Origin of the sequence: Streptomyces sp. NPDC059718 (assembly GCF_042733315.1) — a bacterium.
GTDB lineage: Bacteria > Actinomycetota > Actinomycetes > Streptomycetales > Streptomycetaceae > Actinacidiphila.
In genome coordinates, this window is the sequence record NZ_JBHWGA010000071.1 from 13,289 (window position 1) to 39,972 (window position 26,684).

Genomic DNA, 26,684 nt, shown 5'->3' on the forward strand with positions numbered 1-26,684 from the left:
CGTCGCACGTGCGGGAGAAGCGGGCGAGCTGCGTCACCTGGGGTGGTTCTCCGCCGGGGCTCGGGAGGGACGCCCATGGGGGCGTGGTTCCAGTATCGGCCCGCACGGCCGGTCACGCGTGGCCCGCAGGGCGCCGCCGCCCGCTCAGTGCGCAGGCTCATGGCCGGTGGCGGGGTGGAGCGGCCGGGCCAGCAGGATCGCCACGTCGTCCTGCGCGCCGTGGGGCAGGAGACGGGCGAGGACGCGGTCGCAGACCCGGGAGAGCGGCTCGCCGGGGTCGCGCAGGGCGCGGGCGAGTTGGCGCATGCCCTGGTCGAGGTTGCGGTCGCGGGCCTCGATCAGGCCGTCGGTGTAGAGGACCAGCACGCCGCCCGGCGGCAGGAGCACCCGTTCGGTCTGGAAGTCCCGGCGGCCCACGCCGAGAGGCGTTCCGCTCGGGCCGTCCAGGAAGGAGACCTCGTTCCCGGCCCCGGCCACCGCCGGCGGCGGGTGCCCGGCGCGGGCGACCAGGCAGCTGCCGTCGGCCGGGTCGTGGACGGCGTACACGCAGGTCGCCATCTCGTTCTCGCCGACGTCGGCGACGGCCGCGTCCAGTGAGCGGAGCAGCTCGGCCGGGGGGATGTCGAGGCGGGCCAGCGTGCGCACCGTCGTCCGCAGCTGCCCCATGACGGCCGCGGCGTGCACCCCGTGGCCCATGACGTCCCCGATGACCAGGGCGGTCCTGTCGCCGGGCAGCGCGATGACGTCGAACCAGTCGCCGCCCACCTCGTGGTCGCTCGCGGGCAGGTACCGGCCGGCCAGTTCCAGCCCGGGCACCGTGGGCAGCGCGGTGTTGGCGAGGCTGCGCTGCAGGGTGAGGGCGGCGCGGCGCTGGGCGGAGTACATCCGCGCGTTGTCGATGCCGAGCGCCGCGCGGGCGGCGAGTTCGTCGATGAGCAGGTCGTCCTGGTCGTCGAAGGGCTCGCGCCTGCGGGAGCGGGTGACCATCACGATGCCCAGCACCGTGCCGCGCGCCACCAGCGGGACCATGCGGGCGGAGCCGAGGGTGCGCAGGTAGCCCCGCAGCCGCTCGTACTCCGGGCCGGGCACCAGCCGGGGTATGTCGGCCCTGGTGAGCGGCATCGGCCGTCCCTCCACCATGACCTGCTCGTACGCGGACGCGCGGGGGACCTGGTGCGTCATGCCGACGGCCAGGTCCTCGGCGGGCGCCGCCGGATCGGCGAAGGAGACGGCGAGCCGGCGCACCATGCCGTGGGCGGAGGCGGCGGCCTCGTCCGGGTCGAGGACCTCCTCCAGCAGGTGCACGTCGGCGGAGTCCGCCACCCGGGGCACGAGCACCTGCACCACCTCCTCCGCGGTCTGCCGCAGGTCGAGCGTGGTGCCGATGCGGGTGCCGGCCTCGGCGAGCAGGGCGAGCCGCTGCCGTCCGCGGGTGGCCTGGAGCTGGGCCCGCTCCTCGCGGCTGATGTCGATCAGGGTGGCGATCACGCCCAGGCGGCGGCCGCCGCCGCCGAGGAGCGGGGAGAAGGAGCACGACCACACCCGCTCGTTGAGGGGATCGGCGCCCGTGCGTCCGAGGCCCCGGAAGTCCACCACCGGCTCGCCGCGGGCGAGCACCTGGCGCATCACGGTCTCCAGCGCCATGGTGTTGAGCCCAGGGACGACCTCGCTCACGCGCCTGCCGATGTGCTGGGCGGCGGGAACCCCGTTCATACGGGCCAGCGCCTCGTTGACCCGTACGTAGCGCAGGTCCGGGCCGAGCATGGCCAGACCGATGGGGGACTGCGTGAACAGGCCCTCCAGCGCCGCCAGCGAGTCCCGCATGCGCAGCACCGCGGAGGTCTCGGCGGCGATGCCCATCAGCCCGGTGCGCCCCTGCGGGTCGGCGGTGGGGCAGATCCACATCTCCATCGTCACCAGGTGGCCGTCGCGGTGGCGTACGGGGAGCGTGCCCACGACCGCCTCGCCCGACAGCACCCTGCGCGTCAGCTCGTCGGCCAGCTCCCAGTTCGCCACGGGGACCAGCAGGGGTGTGGCGCTGCGGCCGAGGACCTCCTGCGCGGTGTGCCCGAAGAGTTCCTGCGCGGCCAGCGACCACTGGGAGATCCGCCCCTCGGAGTCGATCCGCCACATCGCGAGGGGCAGCAGGTCACGGAACACCCCTGCCTGCCCCACCGCCGCCTGGGGCTGACCGACATCCTTCGCCGACTGCTGTATGTCCACCGCGACGACCCATCCCCGGGAACGAGGCGTTCTCATCCGGTCGAGCACCGCCGGTCGTGTGAACCGGCCAATGCCGCTTATTGTCGGGCAATTCTGACAAAACAGCCTAATGGAGAAGCCGGGCGCCGCCCCGGGGAGCCGGCTCCCGCAGCGTCGCGCCCCCGATCTGGGTTAGCGTCGTACCCATGGGGACCGTCCGGCGGATCCTCCGCCTCGTGCCGGTACTCGCCGTGATCCTCGGCGTGCTCTGCCTCGTCGCCGCGACGGGCTCCGGGGCGCGCGCCGCGGGCGGGCTCGACACGGCCGCGGCGGCCCTGCGCGACGGCGGCCCCGTGTACGTCGATCCCCGGGCGCGGAACGTGCTGTCGCCGGGCGAGGCGGACACCCTCGCCGGGCGCATCGAGAAGGCCGACCGGCCGGTCTTCGTCGCCGTCCTCCCGGACACCGCGGAGTTCCCCGCCGCCACGCTGCTGAAGGACCTGCGCACCAAGGTCGGCATCACCGGTGTGTACGCCGTCGCGCTCGGCGACCGCTTCGACGCCGGGGCGGACCCCGCCGTGATGCCGCACAACGCCGTCGAGAACCTGGCCGGGGCCGTACGGCGCTCCGACCCCGGCGACCCCGCGGCGATGGTCACCGGCTTCGTGGACCAGGCACTCCCGCAGGCGCGCGGCCACGCCCCGGCGTCCTGGGGCGACGGCTCCGTCGGCGTCGGCTCGGGCAGCGGCGGCGCCGGGCTCCTCGTCGCGCTCGGCGTCCTGGTCGTCGCCGGGGGCGGCGGGGCCGTCCTGCTGTCGCGACGCGCCAAGCGGCGCCGCGAGGAACAGGACAGGGCCCGGCTCGACGAGCTGCGCCCGGTGGTGGACGAGGACATCACCGCCTTCGGCGAGGAGCTGAGCCGGATCGGCTTCGACCCGGGCGGCGCGACGGCCGACGACGCCATGCGCGAGGACTACACGCGCGCCCTGGACGCCTACGACACCGCGAAGGGCGCGATGGACCGGGCGCGTTCCGCGGATGACGTGCAGCCGGTCAGCAGCGCCCTGGAGGAGGGGCGCTTCGCGCTCGCCGCCCTGGAGGCACGCATCGAGGGCAGGCCGCTGCCCGAGCGCCGCCCGCCGTGCTTCTTCGACCCCCGGCACGGCCCCTCGGTCCAGGACGTGCCGTGGAGCCCCGAGGGCGGCGGGGCCGAGCGGACCGTTCCGGTGTGCGCGGCCGACGCCGCCCGGCTCGCGGACGGCCTGGAGCCCATGGCCCGCCAGGTCGGCACGCCTCGCGGCCCCCGCCCCTACTGGGAGGCGGGCCCGGCCTACGCCCCCTGGGCCCAGGGCTACTTCGGCGGCGGGATGCTGCCCGGGATCCTCGTCGGGACGCTGCTCGGCAGCTCCCTCGGCGGGCCCGGGCCGTACGCCTACGGCGACGACTACGGCGGCTACGGCGGCTACGGCGGTGCCACGCCGGACCAGCAGGGCGGCGACTACTCGGGCGCGGACTTCGACCCCGGCGACTTCGGCGGGGGTTTCGGCGACGGCGGGGGGTTCGGTGACGGCGGGGGGTTCGGGGGCAGCTGAGTCCGGTCGTCGTGAGCGGCTCGTGCGCCTGCGGGCGGCTGCGCCGGGCTGCCCGGTGTTTGCGTGCGGGTGCTTTGCGCCTGCGGCGGGCGGTTTCCCCGCCTCCCGCCCGATTGCCCGGCGCGGTCAGTGACCGCCTCGCTGCGTACGTATGGGGTCGGTGCCGCGCCGGCGTACGCCCCCAGCCTTCGGCCGGGGGGACCCCCACCTCGGCGCTCGCGGCGCTGCCCCACATCATTCGGCACCGCGCCCACCGCTCGTCGCCTGCGGGGGCACCCCGCCACACCCCCTCCGGTCGTGTAGGCGACTAACGACCGGTGGGGGTGAGAAGGCGGTCCGGGGTTGCCGCAGGTGCCTTACTCGCCCCCCACCGGCCGTCATGCGCCCACACAACGGGAGGGGGTGTGGCGGGGTGCGCCCGGAAGCGACGAGCGGCGAACCCGACGCCGAATACTGCAGGGGTAAACCGCGAGCGCTGTGGGGGTCCCCCCGGCCGAAGGCTGGGGGAGACGTGCGCCGGCGCGGCCCCGACCCCAAGCGAACGATGCGCAGGCCCGCAGTGACCGCGCCGGGCAATCGGGAGGGCGGCGGGGAAACCGCCCGCCGCAGGCGCAACGGACCCGCACACGAAATGAACCGCACGCGGCGACACGGGCAGCGCTACGCGGACAAGGCGGCGGCGGCGCCGCCCGCCGCGTCGGGCTCGAGGGCACAGGCCGAGGCGAGCTCGTCCAGGGAGATGTCCAGGGCCGCGGCGAGGGCGGCCACGGTGAAGAAGGCGGGGGTCGGGGCGCGGCCGGTCTCGATCTTGCGCAGGGTCTCGGCGGAGACGCCGGCCGCCGCCGCGACCTCGACCATGCTGCGGTCGCCGCGGGCGCGGCGCAGCAGCGTGCCGAAGTGCTCGCCGCGCTGCCGTTCCCAGGGGGTCAAAGGAGTTCGCACCATGCCCGTGATACTAATACCGGTATAAGAATTGGGTACACCCGGGGAACGGAACGAGGAGCCACGGACATGGTGGAGATCAAGACGGATGCCGCGCTGGCGGCCATGCGGGAGGCCGGCCGCGTCGTGGCGCACGCGCTCGCCGCCGCCCGTGAGGCGGCGCGCGTCGGCGTGTCGCTGCGGGAACTGGACGAGGCGGCCCGGGCCGTCCTGGACGCGGCGGGCGCGCGGTCGCCGTTCCTCGGCTACCGGCCGTCGTTCGCCCCCACGCCCTTCCCCGCGGTGCTCTGCACCTCCGTCAACGACGCGCTCGTGCACGGCATCCCCACCGATTACCGGCTGCGGGACGGGGACCTGGTGAGCGTCGACTGCGGCGCCGAGCTGGACGGCTGGACCGGCGACGCCGCGATCAGTTTCACCGTCGGCACGCCCCGCCCCGCGGATCTGCGGCTCATCGAGGCCACCCGGCGGGCGCTCGACGCCGGGATCGCCGCGGCCACCGTCGGCAACCGCATCGGCGACATCTCGCACGCCATCGGCACCGTCGCCCGCGAGGCCCGGTGCGGCATGCCCGCGGACTTCGGCGGCCACGGCATCGGCCGCCGGATGCACGAGGACCCCCATGTGCCCAACCAGGGCCGCCCAGGGCGTGGTTACCCGCTGCGGCACGGGCTGGCCCTCGCCATCGAGCCGATGCTGATGGCAGGGGGGCGCGGCGGCTACCGCACGGCCTCCGACGGCTGGACGCTGCACACCGAGGACGGCAGCCGGGCCGCCCACTTCGAGCACACCGTCGCCGTCACGGAGGAGGGCCCGCGCATCCTCACCGCGCCGTGACCTGGTCCTCCAACGCGGAGCGCAGCCAGGTGTGGGAGGCGCCGGGGGTCGGCTGCCCGGGACCCCGCAGCTCGCCCACGAGCTGCCAGTAGCGGTCGATGCGGGGCTCCACGGCCAGCATGGCGCTCAGCCGGCGGCGGAAGCGGGGGGTGTCCCGCGTGCCGAACGACCGCGCGTGGGCGGTGACGAAGCAGTCGAGCGCCTCGCCCGCGCCCGGCGCGCGACCGGCCAGGACGTCCGGCGCGGCCAGTTCGTAGGCCTCGTAGAGCCCCTCGTACAGGACGGCCGGACGGGGGCCCGCGTCGGGCCGGTGCGCCGCGAGCCTGTGCACGTCGCCGGGCGGGCAGGAGGCCGAGGTGAAGGCGTGCAGCCGGGCGAAGGCCAGCACCTGCGCCGGACTCGGCTCGTCGGGCGGCTGCGGTACGGCGAGTTCGACGACCCGGGCCAGCACGGGGGCGGGCAGCCGTGCGGGCTGCAGCCAGCGGCGCCAGAAACGGGCCATCGGGTCCGTGTTCGGCGGTACGGGGACGGCTCCGACGAGCTCCAGCCGCTCGGCGCGTTCCCCGGCGGTGCAGTCCCGCAGCAGTCGCAGGGCGGCCTCCCGCCAGCGCAGGGCGGCCAGTTGGGAGCCCAGGGTCCGCAAGTGGCCCGCGACGACGTCCTCCAGGGCGTCCTCCCGCTCCAGGGCCCGCCCCACGTCCGGCACCGGCAGGTCCAGGGCGCGCAGGGAGCGGATCAGGCGCAGCCGGGTGAGCGCCTCGGGGGCGTAGCGGCGGTGGCCGCCCGCGCTGCGGCCGGACTCGGGCAGCAGTCCGCGGTCCGAGTAGAAACGGACGGTCTTGACGGAGACGCCGGCCCGCTCGGCGAGCTCCCCGATGCTCAACGTGCTGTCGGCTTCCACCGCTTGAACCTCCCTCAGGGGGAGCTCCTACCGTACCGGCGAGCGCGGACGGCCGGGACGGCCGCTCCGCGGACCACCGCGTGCGGGGAGGCACACATGACCGTGTTCGTACTCGTTCCCGAGGCCCACACGGGCGGCTGGGTGTGGGAGGACGTCGCCGGCCGGCTGCGCGAGGCGGGCGCCGGAGCCCACCCGGTGACCCTCACCGGCATGGCCGGCTCAGGCCGCCCGGCCGGGCCCGGCACCGTACTGGAGACCCATGTCGAGGACGTCCTGCGGGTCGTCGACTCCCTGGACGCGACGGACGTGGTGCTCGTCGGCCACGGCTACGGCATCCACCCGGTGGTCGCCGCCGCCGACCGGCGGCCCGGCCGCATCGCCCGCGTCGTCCACGTGGACGCGGGCATGCCACGGGACGGCGACCCGCCGCTGGCGCTGGTGCCCGACCAGGAACTGCGCGCCCGGCTCTCGGCCCCGGCCGCCCCGGGCGACGACGAGTGGCGCGTCGCCCCGCCCGCGCCCGGGGCGTGGGAGCGCTGGGGCAGCACGGCCGGCGTGCCCGCCGCGGCGCTGGCCCGGCTCGCCGCCGACGCCGCACCCCAGCCCGCCGGGACGCTCACCCGGCCGCTGCGCCTGTCGGGGGCGGCCGCCGCCCTGCCGACGACCGGTGTCCTGTGCACCGGCAACGGTTCGAGCATCGCCATGGTGGAGGGGCTGGTGGGCCTGGGGCACCCTGCATTCCAGGCGCTCACGGACCCCCGCGTCGGCTTCTTCGAACTCGCCACCGGCCACTGGCCGATGCTCTCCGCGCCCGGCGAACTCGCCGGCGTCCTGCTGAAGGCCGCCGCCGGGGAGGGCCACCGGATCGCCGCGACGGAGGAACCACCGGCGCACCTGCGGCCGTTCCTCCTCGACGTCCCCGAACGGGCCCGCGAGCGCCGTGGACGGACCGACCTGCACCTCCCGGACGGCGGCGACGGACCCCGCCCGGCCGTGGTCTTCGTGCACGGCGGCCCGGTGCCGCCCGGCGTGCGGCCCACCCCGCGCGACTGGCCGGCCTTCGTCGGGTACGGCCGCCTCGCGGCGGCTCTCGGAGCGGTCGGCGTGACCGTCGACCACCGGCTGCACGGACTCGGCGACTTCCCGCGCGCCGCCGGGGACCTCGCCGAGGCGGTGGAACGCGTCCGCGCCGATCCGCGGGTCGACGCCGACCGTGTCGCGCTGTGGTTCTTCTCCGCCGGCGGGCTGCTGTCCGCGGACTGGCTGGCGGCGCCCCCACCGTGGCTGCGCTGCGTCGCGGCCACCTACCCCGTCCTCGCGCCGCTGCCCAACTGGGGCCTGGCCGCCTCCCGTTTCCGGCCCGCGGCCGCGCTGCACGGCGCGGGCACACCGCCGGTCGTCCTGACCCGGGTGGGGCGGGAGCGGCCGGAGATCGCGGTGACCGTCGAGGAGTTCCTCTCCGCGGCCAAGGACTCCGGTGTGGACGTGGAGGTCGTCGACGTCCCCGACGGCGGCCACGGCTTCGAGACGACCGACCATGGCGCGGAGGCGCGCGGCGCGGTGGAGCGTGCGATGCGCACCGTCCTCGGGCACCTGCGGGGCTGAGGCTCAGACCCCGGCGGGCAGCCGGGACGGCGGGACGGCCAGCACCGGGCAGGCCGCGTGCGCGACGCAGTAACGGGCGACCGAACCGCGCAGCGCACGCGGCAGCAGGCCGCGCGACCCCGTGCCGACGACCAGCAGGTCCTTGCTGCCCGCGGCCGCCTTCACCAGCACGTACCCGGCGGGCCCGCGCGCGGTCACGGCGCGGAAGTCCGGCATCCCGGGCAGGGCACCGGCGCCGAAGGCCTCCTCCAGCGCGACGTTCAGGCGTTGCCGTGCTTCCTGCTCCCAGTCGAAGGGCCGCGGCGGAAGCGGCACCCGGCGGTACGTGAACTCCTCGGGGGGAGGCTCCCACGCCAGGACCGCCAGCAGTCCCGCGGACCGGGACCGGGCCTCCGCGACCGCCCGGTGCAACGCGGCCAGACTGCCGGGGGAACCGCTCAGACCGACGACCACCCGCCGGCCCGCGCCCGCTGCGCCCCCGTACGGCGACTCGATCACGGACTGCCTCATTTCTCGACGTACGACGAACGACGCCGCTCCGCGGAGCGGCCGGTCAGCCCATCCCGGACGCATCGAGCACCGCTCGTGCCGTGCTGCCGTCGATCCGCTCGCCGAGCCGCCCCAGCACCTCGGCCCCCTCGCGGAGCGTGCCGGCGGTACGGGAGCGCCGCGCGCCCGCCTCCAGCCGGTGCCACAGCAGCGGATTCGCCTCCAGGACGCGGGGATCCAGCTCCAGCCACCGGCCGTGGGCGTCCCACAGGACCAGATGCCGTGACACGCCCGCGGACTGGCGGACCACGGTCAGCGCATCGGTCCGCACCCGCCGCTCCCGCAGCGTGCCGCGCACCGCCAGCCACCCGTCGCCCGCGGTCACCCGGGCCGGGTGGAGCAGCGCGAGCACGATCAGGGCCAGGACCAGCCACAGTGCCGCGCGCCGCGGGGTGAGCGTCCCCGCGACCGCGTCGAGCGGCACCGCCAGGCACAGGAAGGCGACCGCGCACCCCAGCGCGCGCCGCAGGTCGGCGCGCCAATGGCGGTCACCGACGGTGCCCTGCTGCCCGGGCCGGGGAGCCGTTCGCCGTTCCATGGGGCCGACCGTAGGCAGGGCGGCGCCCCGCCGGGCGCGGCCCTGACGGCCCCTTGACGAGCGCCGGTGCGGTCTTTGCGCGCCCCTGACGGACGGGGCTCAGCCGACGTGGACGCGGGGCCTGCGGCTGCGGTCGGGCTCGGCCTCGCGCAGCACCTCGCGGGTGACCGGGGCGACCTCGCCCTGCCCGAAGAGGAAGAAGCGCAGGAAGTTGGCGAAGGGGGTGCCCTCGGTCCACTCGAAGTAGATGTGCGGACGCTGCCCGGTGCTGTCGCGGACGTGCAGCAGGAAGGCCGCCAGCGCGTTGGGGATGGAGGAGCTCTCCAGGGTCAGGACGCGGTAGCGGTCGTGGAGGACCTCGCCGCGGACCACCAGGCCCGCCTCGAACTCGGACGGGTCGGCGACGGTCACCTCGACGAAGACGAAGTCCTCCTCGGCCGGCAGGTCGTTGTCGGACCGGATCTGCTTGATCTTGTCCCGGTACTCGGCGGCGTCCCGCCGGTCGGGCTCGTTGGCGATGAAGCGGATCGTGCGGTGGGAGATGTCCCGTACGAAGCGCTCGGCCATGTCGTCCGTGCTGATGCCGGTGATGCGCAGTTCGAAGGCGCGGGCGAGCCGCGACAGCAGGGAGATCAGCATGATGCCGACGATGAAGCAGGCGCCGATCTTGACGCCGTCCGGGCGCTCGAAGACGTTGACGACCGTGGTGTAGAGGAAGACGGCCGAGATCACCCCGAAGGCGATCGTCCAGTTGCGCTGCCCCGCCTTGCGGGCGGCGATGGTCACCGCGATCGCCGCGGAGGAGATGAGCACCAGGACACCCGTCGCGTACGCGCCGCCCTGGGCGTCGACGTTGGCGTCGAAGATCCAGGTGACCAGGAACGCGACCAGGGTGAAGACCAGCACCATCGGCCGCACCGCGCGCGCCCAGTGCGGCGCCATGCCGTAGCGCGGCAGGTAGCGCGGCATGAGGTTGAGGAGCCCGGCCATCGCCGAGGCGCCGGCGAACCACAGGATGCAGATCGTCGACACGTCGTAGACGGTTCCGAAGGCGTTGCCCAGGTACTCGTGCGCGAGGTAGGCCAGCGCGCGGCCGTTGGCCTTGCCGCCGGCCTCGAACTCGTCGGCGGGGATCAGCAGCGTGGTGATGAAGCTGGTCGCGATCAGGAAGCAGCTCATGATCACGGCGGCCGTGGTCAGCAGCTTCTTCGTGTCCCGGATCCGCCCGGCGGGGCGCTCCTCGGTGTCGGAGGGGTCGCCCTTGACGTGCGGCATCACCGCCACACCGGTCTCGAAGCCGGACAGGCCCAGCGCCAGCTTGGGGAAGACCAGCAGCGCCACCCCGACCATCACCAGGACGTTGCCGTGCTGCGTGGTCAGGGCGTTCGACCAGTCGGTGACCACGTGCCCGGCGGTGGCCACGTGCCACAGGCCGACGACCACGACGACCACGTTGAGCGCCAGGTAGAGGCCCACGAGGGCGACCGCGACGCCGATCGCCTCCAGGAAGCCCTTCATGAAGACCGCGCCGAGCAGCGCGACCAGCAGCAGTGTGATGAGCATCTGCTTCCCGTGCAGCGCCTCCGTCAGGTGCGGGTTCTCCACCAGGTGGGTGGAGGCGTCGGCCGCGGACAGGGTGATGGTGATCAGGAAGTCCGTCGCCGCGAAGCCCAGCAGCGTCAGGACGAAGAGCTTGCCCTTCCAGAACGACAGCAGCCGCTCCAGCATGGCGATCGAGCCCTCGCCGCGGGGGCTCTCCTCGGCCACCCGGCGGTACACGGGCAGGGCGCCGGCCAGCGTGACGATCACCAGCACGATGGTGGCCACCGGCGACAGCAGGCCCGCCGCCAGCGCCGCGATGCCGGGCTGGTAGCCGAGGGTGGAGAAGTAGTCGACGCCCGTCAGGCACATCACCCGCCACCAGCGCTGGCCGTGGTCATGCCGTTCCGGGACCGCCTGCCCGCCCTGCTGGTGCCGGGCCATGTCCGACAGGCCCTCGAGCATCCACGCGCGCAGCCGACTCGTAGGGACGGGGGAGGTCATCGATGCTCCTGACGTGCTGCCACTGGTTCCCGCCACCACGAGATGGCCTGGTCAGCGTACGCATCGGTCGGCCGCCGATTTCCCGTACCGCCGCTTCGCGCCGTTAAGATTCCGTCAAGAGTGGGGGTTACGTCCCTGACGGGCCCTTTACGCCCGCCGGCCCGGTCAGAACATGGGCACGAGGACGTCATGGTGAGGCCCGCCCAGGACGACCTTGAGCGCTCCGGTGTCGGCCGCCGACGCGAAGACGTCGTAGGCCTCCGCCGTCTCGTGCAGTTCGAAGGTGTGCGTGACGAACGCGCCGGTGGGCAGTTTCCGTGCCTCCAGCAGGCGCAGCAGGGTGGGCGTGGAGTACGTGTCGACCAGGCCCGTGGTGATGGTGACGTTGCGGCTCCACAACTGCTCCAGGTGGAGCGTGACCGGTCCGCCGTGCACCCCCGCGTTCGCCACCCGGCCGCCGGGCCGGACCATCCGCGTGCACATCTCGAAGGTCTCCGGCAGCCCCACGGCCTCGATCACCACGTCCGCGCCGAGCCCTCCGGTGAGGTCGTCGACCAGCTGCTCGGGCTGCTCGCCCGCCGTGACCACGGCGTCCGCGCCCAGGTTCTTCGCCGCCTGCAGTCGGGCCGCGGCCAGGTCGACGGCGATCACCGTGTGCGGGGAGCACAGCTGGGCCGTCGCGACGGCGGCCAGGCCGATGGGACCGCAGCCGACCACGACGACCGTGTCCCCGGGCCGGACCCCGCCGTTGAGCACGCCCACCTCGTAGGCGGTGGGGAAGATGTCGGAGAGCAGGACGGCGTCGTGCCCGCCCACGTTGTGCGGCAGCGCGTGCAGGGAGGTGTCGGCGTACGGTACGCGCACGTAGTCCGCCTGCGTGCCGTCGATCAGGTGCCCGAGCACCCAGCCGCCACCGTCCAGGCACTGCCCGTAGGCCCGCTCACGGCAGAACCGGCAGCGTCCGCACCCGGAGACGCAACTGACCAGCACCCGGTCGCCGGGCTGGAGGGCGTCCACCTCCGCGCCGGTCTCGACGACCTCGCCCACGGCCTCGTGGCCGAGCACCGTACCGGGAGCGACGTCCGGCACGTCGCCCTTGAGGATGTGCAGGTCCGTGCCGCAGATCGCGGCGGTGTCGACGCGGACGATGGCGTCCCTCGCGTCCTGGAGGACCGGGTCGGCCACCTCCTGCCAGGAGGCCCGTCCCGGACCCTGGAAGACCCATGCCTTCATGGCGTTCCGCTCCTTCGGGCTGAGGTGTGTCCCCCCTCCCAGCGTGGGCGCGGCGGGCGGCCCTCGCATCCGGCGCCGGGGCCGCCCGTCACACCCGGTTCGGCGTCAGATCGAAGCGCACGTCGACGACGCCCTCGACGGACCGCACCAGGCGGTCCGCCACCGGCACCAGGGAGCGGTCCCCGAGCAGCCCGCTCAGGGTGACGACCCCTTCCTCGACGTCGACCTCGACCGACCGCCACGCGCCGGGGAACAGCCGCGCGACCACGTTCTCCCGGACGTCGCGGGCGATGTCCTCGTCGGACCGCAGGAAGACCTTCAGCAGGTCGCCCCGGCTGACCACGCCCTTGAGCATGCCCCGGGCGTCGACGACCGGCAGCCGCTTGACCTGGTGCCGCGCCATGGCGCGGGCCGCCTGGGCGAGCGAGGCGTCGCCGCGCACGGTGACCGCGGGCGCGGTCATCAACTGCTCGGCGGTGAGCGCGGCCGCCTTGCCGGACCCGCCGGACCCACCGGACCCGCCCACCGGGGGCGGCTCGTCCACGCGGTGCTCCTCCTTGCGCAGCAGGTCGGCCTCGGATACGACGCCCACCACGCGCGTCCCGTCCTCCACCACCGGTACCGCGCTGACGTGCCACTGCTCCAGGGCCCGCACGATCTCCTTGAACGACGCGTGGCGGGTGACCGCGACGACCCTGCACGTCATCACGTCGCCCACCGTCATCGGCTGCCGGACGGCGTTCATGGCGGCCTCCTGAACCCGGGACGCGTCCCCTGGTTCCAGTCTCGGCCGGTGCGGCGGCGTGCGCACGGTCCGGCCGGGACCCGCTCACCCCGCGAGGGTGAGCGGCACCGTGTCGAGGACGATCCGGCGGCCGTCCTCCGCGGACAGCACGTACGCCGTGAGGGTGCCCGGCCCACCGGCCGCGCGGTAGGGCACGGTCACGTCGAAGGTGCCCCGGGTGCCGCTGCCCGAGGTGGCCGCCACCCGTACGTCGGCGACGGTGCGGCCGGAGCCGTCGGCGATCCGCAGCCGGAACTCCGCCTCGAAGGTGTCGGCCGTGCCGTGGACGCGCAGCGGGGCGGTGACGGTGTCGCCGAGGAGCGGTGACTCCACGAGGACGGCGGGGGAGAGCTCCTCGAAGTCGGCGCGGCCGACGGGCGGGCCGGTGGCCACCGTGCCGAGTCCGGCCGGCGGTGCGCCGTCCACGCGGAAGCGCACCTTCTCGACGCCGGGGAACGCCGTCGCGGTGAACACCACCTGGGCGAGCCGCGCTTCCACGGGTGTGCCGGGGGCGGCGTCGTCGTAGCGGCCCGAGAGGTCGACGGTGGCGACGCGGTCGCGTACGGCCAGCGACCGCAGCGCCGTCCCCGACGGGATCGCCGTCGCCCGGCCGTGACCGCGCTCGAAGCCGTTCGGGCCGGCGAGCAGGGCCCGCAGGGCCGCGGCGGCGGTCGCCGGGCCGGTGACCGTGCGGGGCGCGGCCGACAGCTTGCCTTCGTGCAGGAAGTAGACGGCCGCGTGGACCGGGCGGGGCGTCGCCGTGGTGGACGTGGACGCCGACGCGGACGCGGTCGGGTCAGGCGACCTGCCGCCCGGCGTGGCCGGCGGAGTGCCGGTTTCCCCGGACGCGGCGGTCCGGGAGGGAGCCCCGGAAGCCTCCCGGCCGGAGCCGCCGCAGGCGGACAGCAGGGCGAGGGACACGAGCGCGGCGGCGAGCGCCCGCGCGGGGCGTGAGGCGGCGAGCCGGGCACCGTCCATGTGGATCCTCCCCTCCGGCATGCGCACAGAGTGCCCGCTCCCGCCCGCGTACGCCATCACCCGGGAGGGTCAGCCGCCGGGCACGACCCCTGCGGGGCGGCGGAACAGCGCCGCCCAGAGGAAGTCCTCACCGAAGCACGCGGACTCCGCCGGCTCGCCGCGCATGCGGCGCAGTTCCACCTCCGCCAGTCCGGAGAAGATCCGGCGCAGCGCCTGAGGGCTGTAGGCGAGGCCGCCGTGCAGCCGGGACTCGCGGTAGAAGTCCGCGTCGTCGAGCTCGGACCCCATGCCGCCGGCGGCGAAGCACGTGAGCGCCAGATGCCCGCCGGGCGCCAGGACCCCGTCCAGCAGCGCGAGGTAGCTGATGCGCCGGTGCGGCGGCAGATGGTGGAAGCAACCCGAGTCGTGGACCAGGTCGTACGGGCCGCGCAGAACCGTCCCGGCCAGGGCGAAGGCGTCACCGCGGTGGAAGCGCACGGCCGCCCCGGCCTCGCCGGCCCGCTCCTGCGCCCAGGCGATCGCGGCGGGGGAGAGGTCGACCGCGTCCACCGTGAACCCCCGTGCGGCCAGGTACCGCGCGTTGCGCCCCGGACCGCACCCGAGGTCGAGGACCCGGCCACCCGGCGCGATCAGGCCCCGGTCGAGCCACTCCACGAGGTTCTCGTCCGGCTTGTCCACGAAGAACGGCACCGGCCGGGACCGGTCCGCGTAGAACGCGTCCCACCAGTCGGCCGCCGCTTGCGTCCAGCGGTCGGCCCCCGCCGCGAACAGGTCGTCCAGGAGCCTCAGCACGTCGTCGACGTCACGGATACCACGGTCCATCAGATCCCCCTTTGCCGATGGGGAGACGCTAGGGCCCGCAGCCCCGAAAGCCCAGCTCAGCCCGGGTACCCCAACCCGACGTACGCCCGCCTCCCCCACCCCGGCACCACCCCCCGCCCGCCCCGCCCGCACCCTCTCCGCGAGTCCGCCCGCACCCCCTCCGGCGCCCGCCCCGGCCCCTTTCCCGGGCACGCCAGGGACGGTTTCCCGACGGATTTCCCGGGCCGTCGGCACGAGAGGCCCCAGTGGCGTCACTACCCCAAGGTCGCCGCGTGGTCCGGGACGTAGGTCTGCAGGTCGCGGGGCGGGCGCTGGTAGCCGGTCGACTCGGGACGGGGCGGGAGTTCGATGGCGGGGAGGGGGACCTCCTCGTACGGGATGCCGGCGAGCAGGTGGGCGATCATGTTGATGCGGGCCGCGCGCTTGTCGTCGCTGCCCACGACGTACCAGGGGGCCTCGGGGATGTCGGTGTGCACGAACATCTCGTCCTTGGCGCGGGAGTACGCCTCCCAGCGGGTGATGGACTCCAGGTCCATCCCCGACAGCTTCCAGCGCCTGGTCGGGTCCTCCAGGCGGGTCCGGAAACGCTGCTCCTGCACGGCGTCGCTGACCGAGAACCAGTACTTGCGCAAGATGATGCCGTCCTCGATCAGCAGCCGTTCGAAGATCGGGCACTGGTGCAGGAAGCGCACGTGCTCCTCGGGGGTGCAGAAGCCCATCACGTGCTCCACACCGGCGCGGTTGTACCAGCTCCGGTCGAACAGCACGATCTCCCCGCCGGCCGGCAGATGGTCGGCGTAGCGCTGGAAGTACCACTGGGTGCGCTCGCGTTCGGTCGGCGCGGGGAGCGCCGCGATGCGCGCGATGCGGGGGTTGAGATGCTCCGTCACCCGCTTGATCGTGCTGCCCTTGCCGGCCGCGTCGCGTCCCTCGAAGACGATGACGAGCCTGTGCCCGCCGGCCCGGACCCACTCCTGCAGCTTGACCAACTCGACCTGCAGCCGCAGCAGTTCCCGCTCGTACATGCCGCGCGGCAGGCGGTCCTGGCGCTTCTTGTCACCCATGCCCCGGTGCCCTCGCTTCCGTAGGACGCCCACGGTACGGGTCCCCGGGCGGGCCCCGGGGGAGGCTCAGCCGAGCGGGCCGGTGCCGCCCGGGGCGCCGGCGGCGTGACCGGGGGCGGTCGCCGGGAACGGGAGCCAGGGGCCGTGGGTGTGACCGCGGCCTTGGGTGTGCGGGTGCGGAACCGTGGCGAAGGGGGGCAGCGGTGCGGCGTCCGCGCGCTGCGGGGCGGTCCGGGGGGCGGCCGCCGCCGGGGGCTCGGCCGTTTCGGCGGCCGGGGACGCGGAGGCGTACGGGGTGTCCGTCGTGGGTGCCGCGGTCGGGGACGGGGTGGACGCCGGCGGCGTGGGGTCCGGCGTCTGCGTCGGGGGCGGCGTGGTCGGGGGCGGCGTGGTCGCCGGCGGCGGGGTGGGCGTTGCCGGCGGGGTGGCGGTGTGGCTGGGCTTCGGGGTCGGCGTGCTCGCGGGGGGCTTCGGCTGGGCCGGTTTGGTGTGGGCGGGCTTCGGCGTGGTCTTCACCGGCTTCGGCTTGGGCTTCTTGGCCTTGGCCTTCACCTTCGCCTTGGCCGGGGCCGACCCCTTCGAGGGCGTCGCGCCGGTGCCCTTCGTCTCCTTCGCCTCCGGTGCCGCGTCACGCCGGCCGCTGTCGGCCTCGACCAGGCCGTGCTCCGGCTGCTCGGACGCGCTCGGCAGGATCGAGGTGACGTGGACCTTGGACGAACCGGACGAGCGGTCCGCGCCGGTGCCGTCCGAGCCGGACTGCTGGAGTGCCCACGCGGTGCCGCCGAAAGCCGCGGCGGAGGCGACAGCCGCGGCGGACAGCTTGAGCCGCAGGGAACGCCCGCGGCGGTGCTTGGCCTGGTTGCGCATGTGAGACGAGGACCCTTTCAGCTAGCCCCCGCCCGGAATGCCGGCTGCCGCGCTGCGCGGCCGGGGCCGGATACGTCAGGACTCTGCGGGAGCATTCCCGCGGGCGCAAGGGCCTGACCTGCACAGTCGCCGGAAGCGGAGCAAGTGATTCCGAAAAGCCGCAGGTCATAGCCATGATGAACGGCGCAAATCGGGGCATGTGACATCGCCCACGTCGCTCACGGGACGGAAGTCCCGCAGTGGTGCACATGAGTCTTTCCTCCCACTGGCGGACATTGTGGACGGTTCCCGCCGTGCGTGGCGCCGGGGCCGTCGACGCGAAGATCCACCGGCTTGCATACTCGGGAGCGCCCTTCGGCAACCGAAGCCACCACACCACCCCGCGGAGGCATGGACGTGGAGTACACGAAACTCGGCAGCACCGGTCTGGACGTCTCCCGGATCTGCCTGGGCTGCATGAGCTACGGCACACCCGAGCGCGGCAGCCACCCGTGGACGCTGGACGAGGACGCCGCCCGCCCCCTGATACGCGGCGCCGTCGAGGCCGGCATCACGTTCTTCGACACCGCCAACGTCTACTCCGACGGCACCAGCGAGGAGATCGTCGGCCGGGCCCTCGCCGAGTACGCGTCCCGCGAGGAGATCGTGCTGGCCACCAAGGTGAACGGCCGCATGCGCCCCGGCCCGAACGGGGCGGGCCTGTCGCGCAAGGCCGTGCTCACCGAGATCGACGCGAGCCTGCGCCGCCTCGGGACGGACTACGTGGACCTCTACATCATCCACCGCTGGGACCCGCACACCCCCGTCGAGGAGACGATGGAGGCCCTGCACGACGTGGTGAAGTCGGGCAAGGCGCGGTACATCGGCGCGTCCTCCATGTACGCCTGGCAGTTCTCCAAGGCCCAGTACACGGCGGAGCGCCACGGGTGGACGAAGTTCGTCAGCATGCAGAACCACTACAACCTCCTCCACCGCGAGGAGGAGCGCGAGATGCTGCCGCTCTGCGCGGACCAGGGCGTCGGCGTCACCCCCTGGAGCCCGCTCGCCCGGGGGCGGCTGACCCGTGACTGGGACGCCGTCAGCGCCCGGCAGGAGACGGACGAGTTCGGCGGCACCCTCTACCTCGAGGAGGACCGCGTGATCGTCGAGGCCGTCGCGACCATCGCGGCACGGCGCGGACTGTCGCGGGCCCAGATCGCCCTGGCGTGGCTGCTGGGCAAGCCCGGGGTCACGGCGCCGATCGTGGGCGTCGGCAAGGAGGCGCACCTGCGGGACGCCGTCGCCGCGCTGGACGTGCGCCTCACCGAGGAGGAGTTGAAGGAGCTGGAGAGCCCCTATCGGCCGCACGGCGTCGTGGGCTTCTCCTGAGCCGCCACCCTGCCGGGGCCGGGGCCGGGGCCGGGGCCGGCGTGGCTCCGGCCCCGGCCGCCGTCACGGGGTGATGTTCTGGTTGAGGTGGAACAGGTTCCCGGGGTCGTACGTCCGCTTGACCTCGACGAGCCGGTCGTAGTTGCCCTTGTAGTTGGCCCGGATCCGCCCCTGGTCGTCCCCGGCCATGAAGTTGACGTAGCCGCCCTCCTCCGAGAGCGGCGCCAGGGCGCGGTAGTAGTCGCGCACCCAGGCCACGTTGGCCTCGTTGGCCGCGGGATCCGGCCACATGCCGGCGATCACGGTGGCGAAGGACGCGTCGCGGTAGGCGAAGGCGGTCGCGTCCGCGGGGACGCGGTGGCAGGCGCCGTCGATCGGGTAGACGTGCACGGTCGAATTCACGGCGGGCAGGCCGGGCGCGTGCTCGAGGTGCGCGGCGATGGCCTCGTCGGTCAGCTCGGTGACGAAGTTGGCCTTCCAGTAGTGCTGGAGGCCGGGCGGTACGAGGCCGTCGAAGGCGGTGTTGAGCGCCGGGTACGGCATCGGGCCGATGTGCTCGGCGACGACCGGCGCCATGTCGTGGAAGGGCCGCAGCGCCCGCTCGCCCTCGTCGAGCGGGCCGGCCCAGCAGGTCACGGTGGCGACGTGGACCCTGCCGTGCCGCTCCGGCGGGATGAAGGGCAGAGGCGGGGCGATCTGGAACGCCGGGAAGCTGCCCAGTTGTTCGGGGGCGTCGGCGATGATCTCGCGGTAGGCGTGCAGCACGCTGCCGGCGTCCTGGAGGTCGTAGAAGATGGGGCCGCCGTAGATGTCCTTGACGGGGCTGAGCCGGAACTGGAACGAGGTGACCACGCCGAAGTTGCCGCCACCGCCGCGCAGCGCCCAGAAGAGGTCGTCGTACTCCTTCTCGCTGGCGACGAGGAAGCGCCCGTCCGCGGTGACGACGTCCGCCGAGATCAGGTTGTCGCAGCTGAGTCCGAGGCCCCGGCTCAGATAGCCGATGCCGCCGCCGAGGGTGAGGCCGCCGACGCCGGTGGTGGAGATGATGCCGCCGGTGGTGGCCAGCCCGAAGGCGTACGTCGCGGCGTTGACGTCGCCCCAGGTGGCGCCGCCCTCCGCGCGGGCGGCGCGTGATCCGGGGTCGACGCGTACGGAGCGCATCGCGGAGAGGTCCGCCACGACTCCGTCGTCGCAGGTGCCGAAGCCCGGTACGGAGTGGCCGCCGCCGCGCACGGCGAGGTCGAGCCCGTTCTCCCGGGCGAAGTCCACCGCGGCGATGACGTCGCCGGCGTTGGCGCAGCGCACGATGACGGCCGGCCGCCGGTCGATCATCGCGTTGTGGACCTTCCGGGTCCCGTCGTAGGCGTCCTCGTCCGCGGTGATCACCGCCCCGCGCACGCGCTCCCGCAGCTGGTCGATTGAGGGCTTGCCCATGGCCGACGCTCCTCGTGCGCTGACGACGCAAGCCCGCCCGGGGGCGGGGCCCGCCTGGGGCCGGCGGTGCGGCTCGGCGCGACGCGCGCCTTTCCCGCGGGCCCGCCCGCCACCGGCACCGGCCTGATTCCACGCTACGCCGACGGGGCGGAGCCTCAACCCGGGGCCGTGGCCGGGCCGTGCGGGGGATGTTGGTCTAGACCTTGACAGGTATAGGCCAATCCGGTTCATTGCTCAGTGCGATACGCAACTCCCCCCACACAAGGAGCAGTTACGGTGATGCGACGTACCCTCGCCGCCCTGACCACCCTCACGGCCGCCGCCGGACTGGCGGTAGCGCTCCCCGCCGGCACGGCCTCCGCAGCGACCTGCGCCACGCCGTGGAGCGCCGGCGCCGTCTACACCGGCGGCATGAGCGCCTCCTACAGCGGCCACAACTGGCAGGCCAAGTGGTGGACGCAGGGCGAGACCCCCGGCACCACCGGCGAATGGGGTGTCTGGGCCGACCAGGGCACCTGCGGCGGCGGCACGACCGACCCGGGCAACCCCGGCAACCCCTCCGGGTTCGTGGTCAGTGAGGCCCAGTTCAACCAGATGTTCCCGGGCCGGAACTCCTTCTACAGCTACAGCGGCCTGGTCGCCGCCCTCTCCGCGTACCCCGGCTTCGCCAAGACCGGCAGCGACACCGTGAAGAAGCAGGAGGCCGCCGCCTTCCTCGCCAACATCGCCCACGAGACCGGCGGACTGGTCTACATCGTCGAGCAGAACACCGCGAACTACCCGCACTACTGCGACACGAGCCAGCCCTACGGCTGCCCCGCCGGCCAGTCCGCCTACTACGGCCGCGGCCCGATCCAGCTCAGCTGGAACTTCAACTACAAGGCGGCCGGCGACGCCCTCGGCATCGACCTGCTCCACAACCCCTGGCTCGTCGAGCAGGACGCCGCCGTGGCCTGGAAGACCGGCCTCTGGTACTGGAACACCCAGAGCGGCCCCGGCACCATGACCCCGCACAACGCCATGGTGAACCAGGCCGGCTTCGGCCAGACCATCCGCTCCATCAACGGCTCCCTGGAATGCGACGGCCGCAACCCGGCGCAGGTGCAGAGCCGCGTCAACAACTACCAGCGCTTCACCCAGATCCTGGGCGTCGCCCCGGGCGGCAACCTCACCTGCTGAACGCCTCACCTGCGCGCAGCTGAACGTGCACCGTTGAACGGTGCATGACGCAGCCTCCCCCCGAGCGGCGGCCCGGGGGGAGGCCGCCGCTCCGCGTCCGGAAGTCGTCGTGGGGCATCCCGATCGCCATGACGTCGCTGCTCAAAGCGGTGGTGGGGGCGGTCGGCGGTTTGTCCCGCCGTGCGCGCCGACCTCAGATTTCCGCCTGATTCCCGGACGGCGGCCACCCGTCGTTCACGGGTTCGTCGCCGTGGGACGGCTTGCTGGGAGCGAAGTTATCTAGACAACTTTGCCCACCCGAACGCCGCCGCGGCGGCGCCGGGGCGGAGAGGACCCAACACCGTGCCATCCCTCTCACAGGTCGCCGCATCCGGGAGCAGCGTCGCGCTCGACTCCACGACGCCTCCGCAACGCGGCGACAAACTCACCTTCGCCTGGTCGACGGACGCGCCCGACCCCAAGAACTGGATCGGCGTCTACGACGGGGACCGCCAGCCGGGCAGCGGCAGCGGCTCGCTGGTGTGGACGTACGTCACCGGAACCTCGGGGAAGACGACCCTCGACACCTCCGGGCTGAGCGGCGGCCCTTACACCGTCTACCTGCTGGCCAAGGACGGCTACGGCATCCTCGCCAAGACCGAGCCGTTCACCTTCGCCGGCCCGCCCACCGGCGACTTCGTCGAGCTGCGGACCCCCAAGCCGTTCGAGGGCGACAAGGTCTCCTTCCACTGGACGACCGACGCGCCCCACCCGAAGAACTGGATCGGCGTCTACGACGGCGACCGGGTCCCCGGCAACGGCGCCTCCCTCGCCTGGGAGTACACCCCCGCCGCGTCCGGCGACATCACCATCGACACCTCCGGGCTGAGCGGCGGGCCGTACACGGCCTACCTGCTGGCCAAGGACGGCTACGGCATCCTGGCCCGCACGGCGCCCTTCAGCTTCGTGCCGCGTCCGGTCATCCCGCGCCCGCACGCGGTCGTGGACGCCGTCACCACCGCCGAGCAGACGGCAGGCACTTCCTTCTCCGTCGCGCTCGGCGGCCTGTGGATCCGGCCCGAGGGCAATGCCGAGGGCAGCGCGACCTTCAAGCGCGCCGGCGGCGACCCGTGGCTGACCGTCGCCGCGGACGGCACCGTCAGCGGCAAGGCCCCGGCCCTCGCGCCGCGCACCCCCGGCCGGCTGGTCGTCGCCGTCACCGACAGCGCCGTCGGCGGGGACACCGTCACCGTCCAGGTGCCGGTGCGCGCGAGCAGGGACCGGCTGACGCTGAAGGTCGCCACGCTCAACCTGTGGGACGCGGGCAGCCACGTCGACGGCGCGCTGGAGAAGCAACTGCGGCTGGTGCTGACCCAGGGCCTCGACGCCGTCGCGCTCCAGGAGTGCGGTGACGACGGCGCCCAGCGGCTCGCCGCCGCGCTCGGCTGGCACGTGCACCAGGCCGGCGGCCTCGGCATCGTGAGCCGCCATCCGCTCACCGACACCCTCGCCCCCACCGCCGCGCTGCCGGCCGCCGCCGCGACACTGCGGCTGCCCGGCGAGCGCACCGTACGGCTGTGGACGGCACAGCTGGACGAGGCCGGCTACGGGCCGTACGCGGTGCTCGCGGGCCGCACGGCCGCGCAGGTCGAGGCGGCGGAGAAGGGCACCGCGCGCTACCGGCAGACGCAGGCGCTGGTCTCGGCGATGCGCCGCGACATCGCCTCCCGCGGTCCCGTCGTGCTCGCCGCAGGTCTCGCCTCGCCGTCGCACCGCGACTGGACGAGCCGCACTTCATCCGCGCACGGGGGAGCCGGCCGGCTCCGCTGGCCCGTCACCGAGGCCCTGGAGGACGCCGGCCTCACCGACGCCTTCCGCGCCGAGCACTCCAGCCCCGTGAAGGACCCCGGCACCACCTGGTCACCCGTCAGGCCGCGGCGCGAGGACGGCGGCGCGGAACCCCAGGACCGCATCGACCAGGTCCAGTACGCGGGCCCGCTCAAGGTCGTCGAGGCGCACACCCTCGTCACCGGCTGGCCCCGGCCCGTCCCGGACACCGCGGGCAACGGCTGGCCCTCCGACCACGCCGCCGCCGTCGTCACCTTCTCCCTGTCCGTCCGCGGCTGACCCCGAACGACCTAAGGAACCTTCCCCATGACCGAGTTCAGCCGCCGCGCCTTCATCGGCACCGCCGCGGGAGCCGCCGCAGCCGTCGGGCTCTCCGGCACGGCCGAGGCCGCCGGGCACGGCCCGCGGCACGGCAGCATCGAGGACGTCAAGCACGTGGTGATCCTGATGCAGGAGAACCGCAGCTTCGACCACTACTTCGGCACCCTCAGCGGCGTACGGGGCTTCGGCGACCGCCAGGCGGCCGTCCTGTCCAACGGCGACCCGGTGTTCCGCCAGCCCGCCCGCGGACGCGAGGAGGGCCACCTCCTGCCGTTCCGCATGGACACCACGAAGTACAACGCCCAGAACGCCGGCGGCCTCCCGCACGACTGGGACAGCGGCCACTCGGCCGTCAACAACGGCGCCATGGACAAGTGGGTGTCCGCCAAGGGCGAGCGCACCATGGGCTACTTCACCCGCGAGGACATCCCCTACCAGTACGCGCTCGCGGACGCCTTCACCCTCTGCGACGGCTACTTCTGCTCGCTGAACGGGCCCACCGACCCCAACCGCCTCTACCTGTGGACCGGCACCGCCGGCCCCGGCGTCGACGGCACCACCGGCCCGTGGACCGACAACACCCCGGTCACCGACAACCCGGTGGCGGACTGGACGACGTACGCCGAGCGACTGGAGGACGCGGGCATCACCTGGCGCGTCTACCACAACCCGGACGGCTCGGACGACCGCAACGGCGACTACGACGACAACGCCCTGTCGTACTTCAAGCAGTTCCACGAGTTCCCCGAGGACGACCCGCGCTACGTCAACGCCATGACGAAGTTCGACCTGACGGCGTTCGACAAGCACTGCAAGGACGGCACGCTGCCCACCGTCTCCTGGCTGGTGGCGCCGTACCTGTTCTGCGAGCACCCCGCGGCCAGCCCCGACTACGGCGCCCACTGGGTGAACACCGCGCTGCAGTCGCTGTTCTCCAACCCCGACGTGTGGAAGCACACCGTCTTCCTGCTCATGTACGACGAGAACGACGGCTACTTCGACCATGTCATCCCGCCGTCCCCCGAGCCGGGCACCAAGGACGAGTTCGCGAACGGCAAGGCCATCGGCCTGGGCAGCCGGGTGCCGCTGTGGGTCGTGTCGCCGTGGTCGCGCGGCGGCTGGGCCAACTCCCAGGTCTTCGACCACACATCGGTGCTGCGCTTCCTCGAACGCGTCACCGGGGTGAAGGAGCCCAACATCTCGGACTGGCGGCGCACCGTCTGCGGCGACCTCACCAGCTGCTTCGACTTCACCAAGCCCGACTACAGCATCCCCGCGCTGCCGGACACCGTCGCGCTGATGGCCAAGGCGGACGCCAACAACGCGCTGCCCGCGGTGAAGGTGCCCGACCGTTCGGCCATGCCGCAGCAGGAGGAAGGGCGGCGGCCGCACCGCCCGCTGCCGTACCGGCCGTGGGCCGACGTGACCGTCGACCGCGACAAGGGCGAGGTCACCTGCAGGCTGACCAACGACGGCACCGTCGGCTACCACTTCACCGTGCTGCCCAACACGGCGCTGCCCTTCACCGGCACGCCGTTCACGGTCCCGCCGCGCTCGTCGCGCACTTACGTGTGGGACGCGGCGGCCACCGACGGCCGCTACGACTTCTCCGTGCACGGCGCCGACGGCTTCGTCCGCCGCTTCTCCGGGACGGTCGTCCCCGGCGGTCAGGACGACGTCGCCGTGCCGGGGGTCACGGCGACCCTGCGGCACGACGGGCGTCCGGAGAACGCGGCCGTCGAGTTCTACCTGCGCAACGACGGCGGCACCGAGGTGGCCTTCACGCTCACCCCGAACGACTTCGCCGGCAAGGAGCAGACCGTGTGGGTCAAGGCGGGCGGCCGCACCCAGGTGACCTGGCGCACCGACGGCGGCCGCTACGACGTGACCGTCACCGCGGGCACCGGCACCCGCTTCGTCCAGCGGTACGCGGGAACCGTCCACGGCGTGTGAGGCACGCCGGAGGGGTCGGGGGAACCGCCCGCAGGGGCGGCCCGCACGGCACACGAGCAGCGCAGGAGACCACGGTGCGGCAGGAACAGGGCACCCCGGACAGCGAGCTGCGCTACCGCAAGGTCGCGGCCGGACTCCGCGAGGCGATCATCGCGGGCGAGTACGCCGCCGGCACCAAACTGCCCCCCGAGGGCACCCTCGCCGAGCGCTACGGCGTCTCCCGAGGCACGGTCCGGCACGCGCTGGCCGTGCTGCGCTCCGACGGCCTGGTCACCTCGCGGCGCGGCACCCGGCGCACGGTGCTCGGCGGCCCGCGGGCACAGAGCTTCTCGGAGCTGCTCAGCTTCACCAACTGGGCCCGCTCCATCGGGGAGACCCCGGGCGGCCGCGTGGACAGCGTGGTGCGGCGGCCGGCCGAGTCCCTTGAGGCCGATCAGCTCGGTCTGGAGGACGGCGCCGAGGTCTACCTGGTGCTGCGGGTGCGGACCCTGTCCGGGGAGCCGGTGATGGTCGAACGCTCCCTCTACCCGGCCCGGATCGGCGCCCTGGTGGCCGAACTGCCGCCCGACACCGTCTCGCACACCGAGGCCCTCGTCGCGCACGGCGTCCTGTTCACCGACGCCGACCACACCATCGACCTGGCCTGGGCCGACGCCGACGACACCCGCCTCCTGGACTGCCCGCCCGGGCAGGTGCTGCTGCGCGAGCGGCGCCGCACCACCGATCCGGAGGGCGCGCCGGTGGAGTGGTCCGAGGACCGCTACCTGCCAGGCACCATCGCCTTCACGGTGCACAACTCCGTGGCGGCCTCCACCCTCGGCCGCCGTCACAGCCCCCGTCCCGGGAAGGACTGAGTGTCCCGGGGCCCGGACCAGGTCACCGCCGCCCTCGCCCACCGCCTCGGCGCCACCCCCGGGGACCTCTCCGACGACCTCTCCGACGACGAGCACGAGCGCTGGTCCCTGTACCGGCGGGCCTTCGACGACCCGGCCTGTCTGCCCGACCTGTACGACGCCGTGGCCGTCGAACCCGACCCGAGCGTGGCCCTCGGCATCGTCCTGCACGTCCTCGGACGCCTCCCGCCCTCCGACCACCCGGTCTGGACCGACCGGCTCGGCACCGAGCGCGGCCGTGCGTACGCGGCCCGGCGCGCCCGCGAACTCGGCGTCCTGCAGAGCGCGTCGGTGACCGCCCTGCTCGGCGACGCATCCGTTCCGGAGTCCTGGTCGGACTGGCTCCAACTGCGCCTCGCCGCGTCCTCGGACGAGTCCGCGGTGCTGAACCGGCTGGCGGCCGCAGGCCGCACGAAGCGCATCCGCCGGCTGGCGACCGGGCGGGAGCGCTCGATCCGCCCGGCCTGACGCCCGGCTGCTTCGGCCGGCCGCAGGCGGCACCCGGCGCCGAGCGCCCGGAGCCACGGGGCGTCCGCGTGCGGCGCTGCCGCGGAGTGCTGCCGACCGGGTGGGGTGAGATCGGGCTCGCGCCCGCCGTACCGGACGACGAGAGCGAGCCCGGTCCCGGGGAGTCACCGCAGACGTGGGTCACGGCCGGGTGGCCCCCCCCCCCCCCGCCGGGGGGGGGGGGACCCGGCCGGGGCCCCCCCCGCCGGCCACCACACCCCAGCCACCCCCGGGGGACCCCCACC

At 74.1% G+C, this 26,684-nt stretch carries 22 protein-coding genes; 9 read left to right on the forward strand and 13 right to left on the reverse strand.

Annotated features, from left to right (window positions below; genetic code table 11):
• Positions 1-144: 144 nt before the first annotated feature.
• Complete coding sequence (locus ACFV3E_RS42945) at positions 145-2,223, reverse strand: SpoIIE family protein phosphatase (protein ID WP_500541444.1); 2,079 nt, start codon at positions 2,221-2,223, stop codon at positions 145-147.
• Positions 2,224-2,408: 185 nt separating this feature from the next.
• Between ACFV3E_RS42945 and ACFV3E_RS42950 the strand changes: the two genes are divergently transcribed.
• Positions 2,409-3,794: a hypothetical protein gene (locus ACFV3E_RS42950; protein WP_500541446.1), complete on the forward strand. Its 1,386-nt coding sequence runs from the start codon at positions 2,409-2,411 to the stop codon at positions 3,792-3,794.
• Positions 3,795-4,454: 660 nt separating this feature from the next.
• Here ACFV3E_RS42950 and ACFV3E_RS42955 read toward each other — a convergent pair.
• The gene (locus ACFV3E_RS42955; RefSeq protein WP_500541448.1) at positions 4,455-4,739 is read right to left on the reverse strand and encodes a helix-turn-helix domain-containing protein; all 285 of its coding nucleotides are present in this window, start codon (positions 4,737-4,739) and stop codon (positions 4,455-4,457) included.
• 66 nt (positions 4,740-4,805) lie between these two features.
• Between ACFV3E_RS42955 and map the strand changes: the two genes are divergently transcribed.
• On the forward strand, positions 4,806-5,573 hold the full coding sequence (gene map, locus ACFV3E_RS42960; RefSeq protein WP_500363419.1) for a type I methionyl aminopeptidase: 768 nt from the start codon (positions 4,806-4,808) through the stop codon (positions 5,571-5,573).
• Here the strand turns inward: map and ACFV3E_RS42965 are convergent.
• Positions 5,560-6,474: a helix-turn-helix domain-containing protein gene (locus ACFV3E_RS42965; protein WP_500541450.1), complete on the reverse strand. Its 915-nt coding sequence runs from the start codon at positions 6,472-6,474 to the stop codon at positions 5,560-5,562. The two genes, map and ACFV3E_RS42965, sit on opposite strands and share 14 nt — an antisense overlap.
• A 96-nt stretch (positions 6,475-6,570) precedes the next feature.
• On the opposite strand from ACFV3E_RS42965, the gene ACFV3E_RS42970 reads away from it, so the two are divergent.
• Positions 6,571-8,079 carry an alpha/beta hydrolase gene (locus ACFV3E_RS42970; RefSeq protein WP_500541452.1) on the forward strand — a complete coding sequence of 503 codons (1,509 nt, stop codon included), beginning with the start codon at positions 6,571-6,573 and terminating at the stop codon, positions 8,077-8,079.
• Positions 8,080-8,082: 3 nt separating this feature from the next.
• Here the strand turns inward: ACFV3E_RS42970 and ACFV3E_RS42975 are convergent, their stop codons facing one another.
• From ACFV3E_RS42975 to ACFV3E_RS43015, 9 genes are all read right to left on the reverse strand, one after another.
• Entirely contained in the window at positions 8,083-8,577 is a 495-nt protein-coding gene (locus tag ACFV3E_RS42975) for a universal stress protein (protein WP_500541454.1), read from the reverse strand.
• A gap of 55 nt (positions 8,578-8,632) precedes the next feature.
• Entirely contained in the window at positions 8,633-9,166 is a 534-nt protein-coding gene (locus ACFV3E_RS42980) for a hypothetical protein (RefSeq protein ID WP_500541456.1), read from the reverse strand.
• Between the two features lie 99 nt (positions 9,167-9,265).
• Entirely contained in the window at positions 9,266-11,209 is a 1,944-nt protein-coding gene (locus tag ACFV3E_RS42985) for an APC family permease (protein WP_500541458.1), read from the reverse strand.
• Positions 11,210-11,374: 165 nt separating this feature from the next.
• Positions 11,375-12,442 carry an alcohol dehydrogenase catalytic domain-containing protein gene (locus ACFV3E_RS42990; protein ID WP_500541460.1) on the reverse strand — a complete coding sequence of 356 codons (1,068 nt, stop codon included), beginning with the start codon at positions 12,440-12,442 and terminating at the stop codon, positions 11,375-11,377.
• A gap of 88 nt (positions 12,443-12,530) precedes the next feature.
• On the reverse strand, positions 12,531-13,187 hold the full coding sequence (locus tag ACFV3E_RS42995) for a CBS domain-containing protein (protein ID WP_500541462.1): 657 nt from the start codon (positions 13,185-13,187) through the stop codon (positions 12,531-12,533).
• 84 nt (positions 13,188-13,271) lie between these two features.
• Entirely contained in the window at positions 13,272-14,225 is a 954-nt protein-coding gene (locus tag ACFV3E_RS43000) for a GerMN domain-containing protein (RefSeq protein WP_500541463.1), read from the reverse strand.
• Positions 14,226-14,273: 48 nt separating this feature from the next.
• Complete coding sequence (locus ACFV3E_RS43005; RefSeq protein ID WP_500541465.1) at positions 14,274-15,026, reverse strand: class I SAM-dependent methyltransferase; 753 nt, start codon at positions 15,024-15,026, stop codon at positions 14,274-14,276.
• Positions 15,027-15,280: 254 nt separating this feature from the next.
• Complete coding sequence (gene ppk2 / locus ACFV3E_RS43010) at positions 15,281-16,090, reverse strand: polyphosphate kinase 2 (protein ID WP_500541467.1); 810 nt, start codon at positions 16,088-16,090, stop codon at positions 15,281-15,283.
• Between the two features lie 66 nt (positions 16,091-16,156).
• Entirely contained in the window at positions 16,157-16,957 is an 801-nt protein-coding gene (locus ACFV3E_RS43015) for a hypothetical protein (protein WP_500541469.1), read from the reverse strand.
• 396 nt (positions 16,958-17,353) lie between these two features.
• On the opposite strand from ACFV3E_RS43015, the gene ACFV3E_RS43020 reads away from it, so the two are divergent.
• The gene (locus tag ACFV3E_RS43020; RefSeq protein ID WP_500337359.1) at positions 17,354-18,325 is read left to right on the forward strand and encodes an aldo/keto reductase; all 972 of its coding nucleotides are present in this window, start codon (positions 17,354-17,356) and stop codon (positions 18,323-18,325) included.
• 63 nt (positions 18,326-18,388) lie between these two features.
• Here the strand turns inward: ACFV3E_RS43020 and ACFV3E_RS43025 are convergent, their stop codons facing one another.
• Entirely contained in the window at positions 18,389-19,759 is a 1,371-nt protein-coding gene (locus tag ACFV3E_RS43025) for an FAD-binding oxidoreductase (protein WP_500541471.1), read from the reverse strand.
• 279 nt (positions 19,760-20,038) lie between these two features.
• On the opposite strand from ACFV3E_RS43025, the gene ACFV3E_RS43030 reads away from it, so the two are divergent.
• The 5 genes from ACFV3E_RS43030 (at position 20,039) to ACFV3E_RS43050 (ending at position 26,400) form a co-directional block, all read left to right on the forward strand.
• A complete protein-coding gene (locus ACFV3E_RS43030; RefSeq protein WP_500541481.1) occupies positions 20,039-20,938 on the forward strand; it encodes a glycoside hydrolase family 19 protein in 900 nt (299 codons plus the stop codon).
• A 342-nt stretch (positions 20,939-21,280) separates the two neighbouring features.
• Positions 21,281-23,044, forward strand: a complete 1,764-nt coding sequence (locus tag ACFV3E_RS43035) for an endonuclease/exonuclease/phosphatase family protein (protein WP_500541473.1) — start codon at positions 21,281-21,283, stop codon at positions 23,042-23,044.
• A gap of 27 nt (positions 23,045-23,071) precedes the next feature.
• Positions 23,072-25,039 (forward strand): phosphocholine-specific phospholipase C, encoded by a 1,968-nt coding sequence (locus tag ACFV3E_RS43040; RefSeq protein WP_500541475.1) that lies wholly within the window; start codon positions 23,072-23,074, stop codon positions 25,037-25,039.
• A 74-nt stretch (positions 25,040-25,113) separates the two neighbouring features.
• The gene (locus ACFV3E_RS43045; RefSeq protein ID WP_500363363.1) at positions 25,114-25,893 is read left to right on the forward strand and encodes a GntR family transcriptional regulator; all 780 of its coding nucleotides are present in this window, start codon (positions 25,114-25,116) and stop codon (positions 25,891-25,893) included.
• Positions 25,894-26,400, forward strand: a complete 507-nt coding sequence (locus ACFV3E_RS43050) for a hypothetical protein (protein WP_500541477.1) — start codon at positions 25,894-25,896, stop codon at positions 26,398-26,400.
• Positions 26,401-26,684: the final 284 nt, after the last annotated feature.